Genomic DNA, 6,832 nt, shown 5'->3' with positions numbered 1-6,832 from the left:
CGGCGGTGTGCCGGGCGTCGAGCCGGCCAATGTTGCGATTATCGGCGGCGGCGTAGTCGGCACCAATGCCGCAAAGATCGCTGCGGGCTTCGGCGCGCATGTGACCATTCTCGATTTGAGTCTCGATCGGTTGCGCTATCTCGATGATGTCATGCCGAAAAACGTGCAAACCGTAATGTCGAATCCCGCCAACATCCGCAAAGCCATTGCGGATGCGGATCTGGTTGTTGGCGGTGTGCTCATTCCGGGCGCGAAAGCCCCGCATCTCATCACGCGCGAGATGCTCTCCGGCATGAAAAAGGGTTCGGTGATCGTCGATGTTGCGGTGGATCAAGGCGGTTGTGTGGAAACGATTCATCCCACCACCCACGACCAGCCCACGTATGAAGTCGATGGCATCGTACACTATGGCGTGGCGAATATGCCGGGCGCCGTGCCCATGACGTCAACTTTTGCTTTGACCAATGCTACTTTGCCGTATGCGATTCAACTCGCGAATCAGGGCTACCCGGACAGCGTGCGTAAGTCCCAGGCGCTGGCCTATGGCGTTAACATCACGCACGGCGTGGTGACGTACAAGGGCGTGGCAGAGGCCTTCGATCTGCCTTATACGCCACTGGAAAAAGCTTTGGCGTGAGTGTTTGCGCAGCGTGCTTACAATTTTTGCTGAACCCAACTGAAAGCGATTTTCATGTTGGGTTTTTTGTTTTGATCCGTTGCAGCGCGAAGCATGAACGATCTGCAGCGGCTTGGCCGTTGCATTGCATTGGAAGCTCGTCGAATTACGGTACAACTCGAGCGCTTGCAGTACATCAGAACTCGATGATCAGCAATGGCTTGGCCATTGCAGTGCAAGCCCGTTTGATGACAGCCGGGATGAAGAATCTATTTCAGAGTCTCATTCGAACAGTTGAATGATGGCGCGACTGACACTTTCCATCCAACACAATCGCGAACCCTTCTCTCCCGCACGCTGGGCCCCGGGCGGTGATTTGCAGACACTAGCTGGATATTTACTCCCGGGCTCAAAAGGATTATCGCATACCCATCTCCATAAAATTCCCGTTTCCTTCGGCGACACGCTGGTAGCCTGTGAAAATCTATCTCAAGAAGAAAAAGCCGCCGGCGTGGTTTTGCTGCTGCACGGCCTCGGTGGGCAGGCGGATTCGCCCTACATGCTGCGCGTCGCCAAAAAATTTCTGGATAAAAATTGGATCACCTTTCGTTTGAATCATCGCGGCGCAGGGCAGGGCAGGGGGCTGGCGCGGCAACTTTACCACGCAGGCCGCAGCGAAGATTTGGCCCCGATGCTTCGCCTTATTGCTGAAAATTATCCCGATAAGCCGGTGATCGCGATTGGATTCTCGTTGAGCGGCAACATGCTGCTCAAGCTTTTGGGCGAGCAACCAGAGGCGATACCGCAAAACTTGTGCGGCGCGCTGGCAGTGAGTGCCCCGATCAAGCTGGCCGCCGGCGCAGCCGCCATCAGTCGCAAGCGCAATTGGCTTTATGATCGCCGCTTCATCAGCCTGCTCAAAAATACACTGCGCGAGCGCGAAATCGATTTTCCGGATTTCCCGCGCTTCGAGCTGCCGCGCAATCTCAATCTCTATGCTTTCGATCAAATCGTAACCGCGCCGCTCGGCGGCTTCACCTCGGCGGAAGACTATTATCAAAAATGCAGTGCGCATCAGTTTTTGGGAAACATTCGTGTGCCGGTGGTTCTTTTGGCGGCTGAGAATGATCCTTTTATTCCACGCGAGATTTTCGCAGACTTGCCGGACAGTCCCTGGTTGCAGCTCCATCTCACACCCAGCGGCGGCCACTTGGGATTCATTTCTGCCAAGCGCACAGCTTTTGGCGACCATCGCTGGATGGATTATGCGCTTTGGCATTATGCCAACGCCCTGGTCCGGCAGTATGCCCAAGCTTTCAAGCAAATGGCTTGATTTTATCTCTTGCAATTCTAAATTGAACAGCTTGAGCCACGGATTAACACGGATGTTCACGGATTATTTGTTTCAGTCGCATCCGTGCCAATCCGTGTGCATCCGTGGCTGAAAATAAACTCAGCATTTTCAGATTTTCTTAACGTTGAATCGCCCCATTCAACAAAACCTGACTATCTCGTGAATTCCACCTCCAAAGACGATGCGGTAAAACTGGAAGACGTGAGCACGCCGTTGATGCGCCAGTATCTCGCCATCAAAGCGCAGCATCAGGATGCCGTGCTCTTTTTTCGCATGGGCGATTTTTATGAAATGTTCTTCGATGATGCGAAAATCGCGAGCGAAGTGCTGGGCATCACCTTGACCTCGCGCGCGCACGGCAAATCCTCGGAGGTGCCGCTTGCCGGCTTTCCGCATCATGCGCTCGATACCTATCTCACCAAAATGGTGCGGGCCGGCCACCGCGTGGCGATTTGTGAGCAGGTCGAGAATCCCAAGCTGGCTAAAATCGTGGTCAAGCGCGAAGTCACGGAAATCGTCACGCCCGGCACCGCGCTCAACGACAATCTGCTTGCCAGCCGCCGCAATAACTTTTTGCTCGCGATTTACGTGCAAAAGAAAACCGCCGGCCTCGCGCAAATCGATTTTTCCACCGGCGAATTCTTGCTCGATGAATTTCCTGCTGACAAACTGGTCGAAATCGTGCAAGACATCGAGCCCGCGGAAATTCTCGTGGCCGACGAGCATGAAGACTGGCTGCGCGAGCGCTTCGGCAAGAATTTCCAAACGCTGATCACGCGCCGCGAGGCCTGGCATTTTTCCTTCGATCATGCCTACGAAACCCTCACGCGCCATTTCAAAACCCTCACGCTCAAGGGCTTTGGCTGCGACGATCTCATCTGCGGCATTTGCGCTGCCGGCGGCGCATTGTCTTATCTCAAAGAAACGCAGAAGGGCGAACTGGCTCATCTTACGCAACTGGCGCGGCGCGGCAACAGCGAGTTCGTGAGCATCGATCCCTCGACGCGCCGCAATCTCGAATTGGTGCGCGCCATGCGCGGCGAGAATCATCACGCCACTTTGCTGGGCGTGCTCGATCAAACCCGCACCGCCATGGGCGGCCGGAAAATGGTGCAATGGATTCAGCATCCGTTGCGCAATGCGCAAAGCATTCGCGAGCGCCACGACGCGGTGGCCGAGCTGCTCACCGATCAGCAACAACGAGACAAACTTTCCGATCGCATTCGCGGCATCGGCGATTTGGAGCGATTGGTCGCGAAAGTCAGTCTGGCGCGCGCCAACGCACGCGAGTTGGTGACCGTGCGGCATGTGCAGGACAGCATTCCTGAATTGAAAAGCCTGCTGCAAAAGTATGAAAGCAAGCTGCTGCATCAAAGCGGTCACACGCTTGATCCGCTCACGGATCTAAACGAAGAACTGCGCCGCGCGCTGGTGGACGATCCGCCGCTGTCTGTCACTGAAGGTAATATCATCCGTCCGGGTTATTCCACAGAATTGGACGAGTTTCGCCAACTCGCTACGCACGGCAAAGATTGGATCGCCAATTTGCAAAAAACCGAGCGCGAGCGCACCGGCATCGGCTCGTTGAAAGTCGGATACACCAAAGTTTTCGGATATTATCTCGAAGTCACCAATCCCAATCTCGCCAAAGTGCCGGATTAGTACATTCGCAAGCAAACGCTGGTGAATGCCGAGCGCTTCATCACGCCGGAGCTGAAAGAGTATGAAGAGCGCATTTTGCAGGCGGAAGAAAAGCTGGTGGCGTTGGAATATGAATTGTTTGACAAGCTGCGCCAAAAAGTGGCAACGCATGCCGCCGCCTTGCAAGAAAACGCGCGCGCCATTGCCACCGTAGATTGCCTGCTCGCCTTCGCCGAGGTGGCGCATCAACAAAATTATGTGCGCCCGATGATCGATGACAGCGCGCGCTTCGATATCAAACAAGGCCGCCATCCCGTCGTGGAAAAACTGCTGCCTTTCGGCGAGAGTTTTGTGCCGAACGACACCTATCTTGACGATGAAGGCCATCAAATTTTGATCATCACCGGACCGAACATGGCGGGCAAATCGACTTATTTGCGGCAGGTGGCCTTGATCGCGTTGATGGCGCAAATCGGCTCGTTCGTGCCCGCTGCTGAGGCGCACATCGGCATGGTCGACAAAATTTTCACGCGCGTCGGCGCTTCGGATAATCTGGCCGGAGGGGAGAGCACGTTTTTGGTGGAGATGAACGAGACGGCAAATATTTTGAATAATGCCACCTCGCGCAGCCTGATTTTGCTGGATGAAATCGGCCGCGGCACCAGCACCTATGACGGCTTGTCCATCGCCTGGGCCGTGGTGGAATACCTGCACGAAAATACCAAAATCGCGGCGCGCACGTTGTTCGCCACGCACTATCACGAATTGACCGAATTGGAACGCCTGTTCCCGCGCGTGAAAAATTACAACGTGCTAGTAAAAGAGTGGGGCGATCAGGTCGTGTTTCTGCGGCGCATTGTTGAGGGCGGCTGCGATCACAGTTACGGCATTCAAGTGGCGCAATTGGCCGGGCTGCCGGCGAAAGTGATTCAACGCGCCAAACAAGTGCTGGCCACGCTCGAACAGCAAGCGCTCGAGCGCGCCAACATTTCCAGCGACGGCAACGCGGATTCGGCGAACCTTTTGCAGTTGGATATTTTCTCGCAGCAAGATCAACGCATGCGTGAAGCCGTGCTCAAACTCGACCTGAACAACCTGACACCCCTGGAAGCCTTGCAGCAGTTGGCGCATTTGCAAAAACTGGCCAACGAGTGAAACTCTGTTGCCTGGAAGTGAGTTAGCAAACTGCTTGTAAATGAAATCAAAACATCGTAAGATCGTGTAGCCATGATGCAGTACCACGGTTATCTTGCTCGTGTAGAGTATGACGACGAAGCAAAAATTATTCACGGCGAAGTCATTAATACGCGTGTTGTCATCACGTTACAGGGTAAATCGGCGGATGAGCTTAAAAAAGCATTTGAAGATTCTATAGAGGATTACCTGACCTTTTGCCGGGAGCGCGGTGAAGAGCCGGAAAAACCTTAATGTTCAACCACGGCTTGGCCGTGGCTTCAACTCGGCAAATGCCACGGCCAAGCCGTGGCAGAACAGTCACAAACCACTGCCCGCTGCAATCATGATGTGAATTTCGTTTTCACTTTCCCGAGACTAACATGATCTCCACCAAAAAAAATTTTCCACTTGTTTTAGGATTACTCTTCGCTGGCGCCGTCTTTGCCGGTGAAACCCGCACCGCCAAATATGCCAACGAATTCCTCAGCCTGGGCGTCGGCGGCCGCGCGCTCGGCATGGGCGGCGCGTATGCCGCGCTTGCCACGGACGTCACCGCCGGCTACTGGAATCCCGCCGGACTCGTGAACCTCGAGTATCCGCAAATCATGCTCATGCACACCGAGCAATTCGACCGCACGGTCAAGTACGATTACGGCAGCTTCGCTATTCCCTTTGGCGCCAACCGCAGCCTGGGCCTCAGCTTGATTCGCCTGGGCGTCGATGACATTCCAGTCACCCGTTTGCAAAATCCCGCGCTGCCGCTGGGCGCAGTTTATGTTGATGACAGCGGCGTTACACGCATCAACCGGCCCTACATTTTCCGCACGATTTCCGATGCGGAATACGCCTTGTTCCTGAGCTACGGCGTCAAGCGCAGCGAGCGCTTCAGCTTTGGCGTGAATGCCAAAGTGCTGCGCAAAAGTGTGGGCGACAATTCCGCCTGGGGATTGGGTTTCGACGTGGCTGCGTTGTGCAATCCCGTCGGCAATTTACGGCTCGGCCTGAATTTCCAAGACATCACCACCACCGTGCTGGCGTGGAACCAGGGCACGCGCGAGATTATCATTCCCACCTTAAAAGCCGGCCTTGCCTATCCCGTGGCCATTCCCATGCTCAACGGCTACATGTCCCCGGCGCTTGACTTCGACATTCGTTTTGAAGGCCGTGATTATGCGGCCCAGCTTGCCGCGGGTCCGGTGAGTGTTGATACGCATCTGGGCTGGGAGTACCAATTTCAAGAGGTGTTCTCACTGCGCCTCGGCTCAGACACTGGCCGCTTCGCCGCCGGCGCCGGCATCAACCTGCCGAAGATACAAGTTGATTACGCCTTTATCGGTCACGAGGATTTGGGAGAAACCCACCGTGTGTCGGCAAGATTTACGATTGAAGCGGCGAAGTATCGTCGGGGGAAGTGAACTTTTTGTACATAGCTTTATCGTTTAATACACCGGTTATCCTGATGAAATGGCTAAATACTGTTTGCCTGAAAATGTTACCGTCCGGACGGTAATTTGATGAGTGAGAATGAGTTAGTGAATTTCTTAGGAGTTGCATTAGCAACCGCCCGAACAATTTCCAAAACAAGTGAGGCGAAAACCAAACTAACCGGTACTTGACCACTGATAACCCGGGGTGAGTCATGAGATATGTTTTGCTCACGTTGCTTTGTTTAATTCTTGCTTCTGCGGCCGCCGCCCAGGAACCCGACACAACTTTTGTCGAGCTACCCAGCCAGCGCACCTACAACAGCAAAACCTACTATAATCCCGAAGAAAACCTCTACCTCACGCGCGTCAGCCCCGGTTACATGCACTACCGCACGGCAGAAGGCACCTATCGCGACATTGACACCCGCCTGAGCCGCGATTCCACCGGCGTTTTTCTGCCCGAGGGCCTGTATCGCGCCCGCTTTGCCAATTTAACCGGCCAAGCGAATCGCTATGATTTGACCTACGAAGTTGCCCGCCCGGTGCATGAAAAATTCCGCAGCCCGGTCCAGCGCCGGCCGCCAAGCGTGCGGCTTCAGTGGAAACTGTTGAGCTTCG

Annotated in this window: 4 protein-coding genes and 2 pseudogenes; all 6 read left to right on the top strand. The window is 54.6% G+C overall.

Annotated elements, in window-relative coordinates; translation table 11 throughout:
• A partial coding sequence (locus tag FBQ85_24340; GenBank protein MDL1878261.1) for an alanine dehydrogenase occupies positions 1–637 on the top strand: 637 nt, incomplete at its 5' end.
• 277 nt (positions 638–914) lie between these two features.
• The gene (locus FBQ85_24335) at positions 915–1,949 is read left to right on the top strand and encodes an alpha/beta fold hydrolase (protein ID MDL1878260.1); all 1,035 of its coding nucleotides are present in this window, start codon (positions 915–917) and stop codon (positions 1,947–1,949) included.
• A gap of 237 nt (positions 1,950–2,186) precedes the next feature.
• Positions 2,187–4,766: pseudogene (gene mutS / locus FBQ85_24330) on the top strand (DNA mismatch repair protein MutS).
• Positions 4,767–4,838: 72 nt separating this feature from the next.
• A pseudogene (locus FBQ85_24325) lies at positions 4,839–5,036 on the top strand (type II toxin-antitoxin system HicB family antitoxin).
• Between the two features lie 131 nt (positions 5,037–5,167).
• Complete coding sequence (locus FBQ85_24320; GenBank protein ID MDL1878259.1) at positions 5,168–6,202, top strand: PorV/PorQ family protein; 1,035 nt, start codon at positions 5,168–5,170, stop codon at positions 6,200–6,202.
• Between the two features lie 224 nt (positions 6,203–6,426).
• Positions 6,427–6,832 (top strand): hypothetical protein (locus tag FBQ85_24315; protein ID MDL1878258.1); only part of this gene is annotated, 406 nt, incomplete at its 3' end.

Source organism: Cytophagia bacterium CHB2, from assembly GCA_030263535.1.
Lineage (GTDB): Bacteria > Zhuqueibacterota > Zhuqueibacteria > Zhuqueibacterales > Zhuqueibacteraceae > Coneutiohabitans.
Note: the sequence above shows the minus strand (reverse complement) of the source record. Positions and strands in the feature narration are given on the sequence as shown.

Excerpts from the sequence above, each read along its gene's own strand:
- FBQ85_24335 (MDL1878260.1), top strand. The coding sequence starts at position 915 with ATGATGGCGCGACTGACACTTTCCATCCAACACAATCGCGAACCCTTC.
- FBQ85_24320 (MDL1878259.1), top strand. The coding sequence starts at position 5,168 with ATGATCTCCACCAAAAAAAATTTTCCACTTGTTTTAGGATTACTCTTC.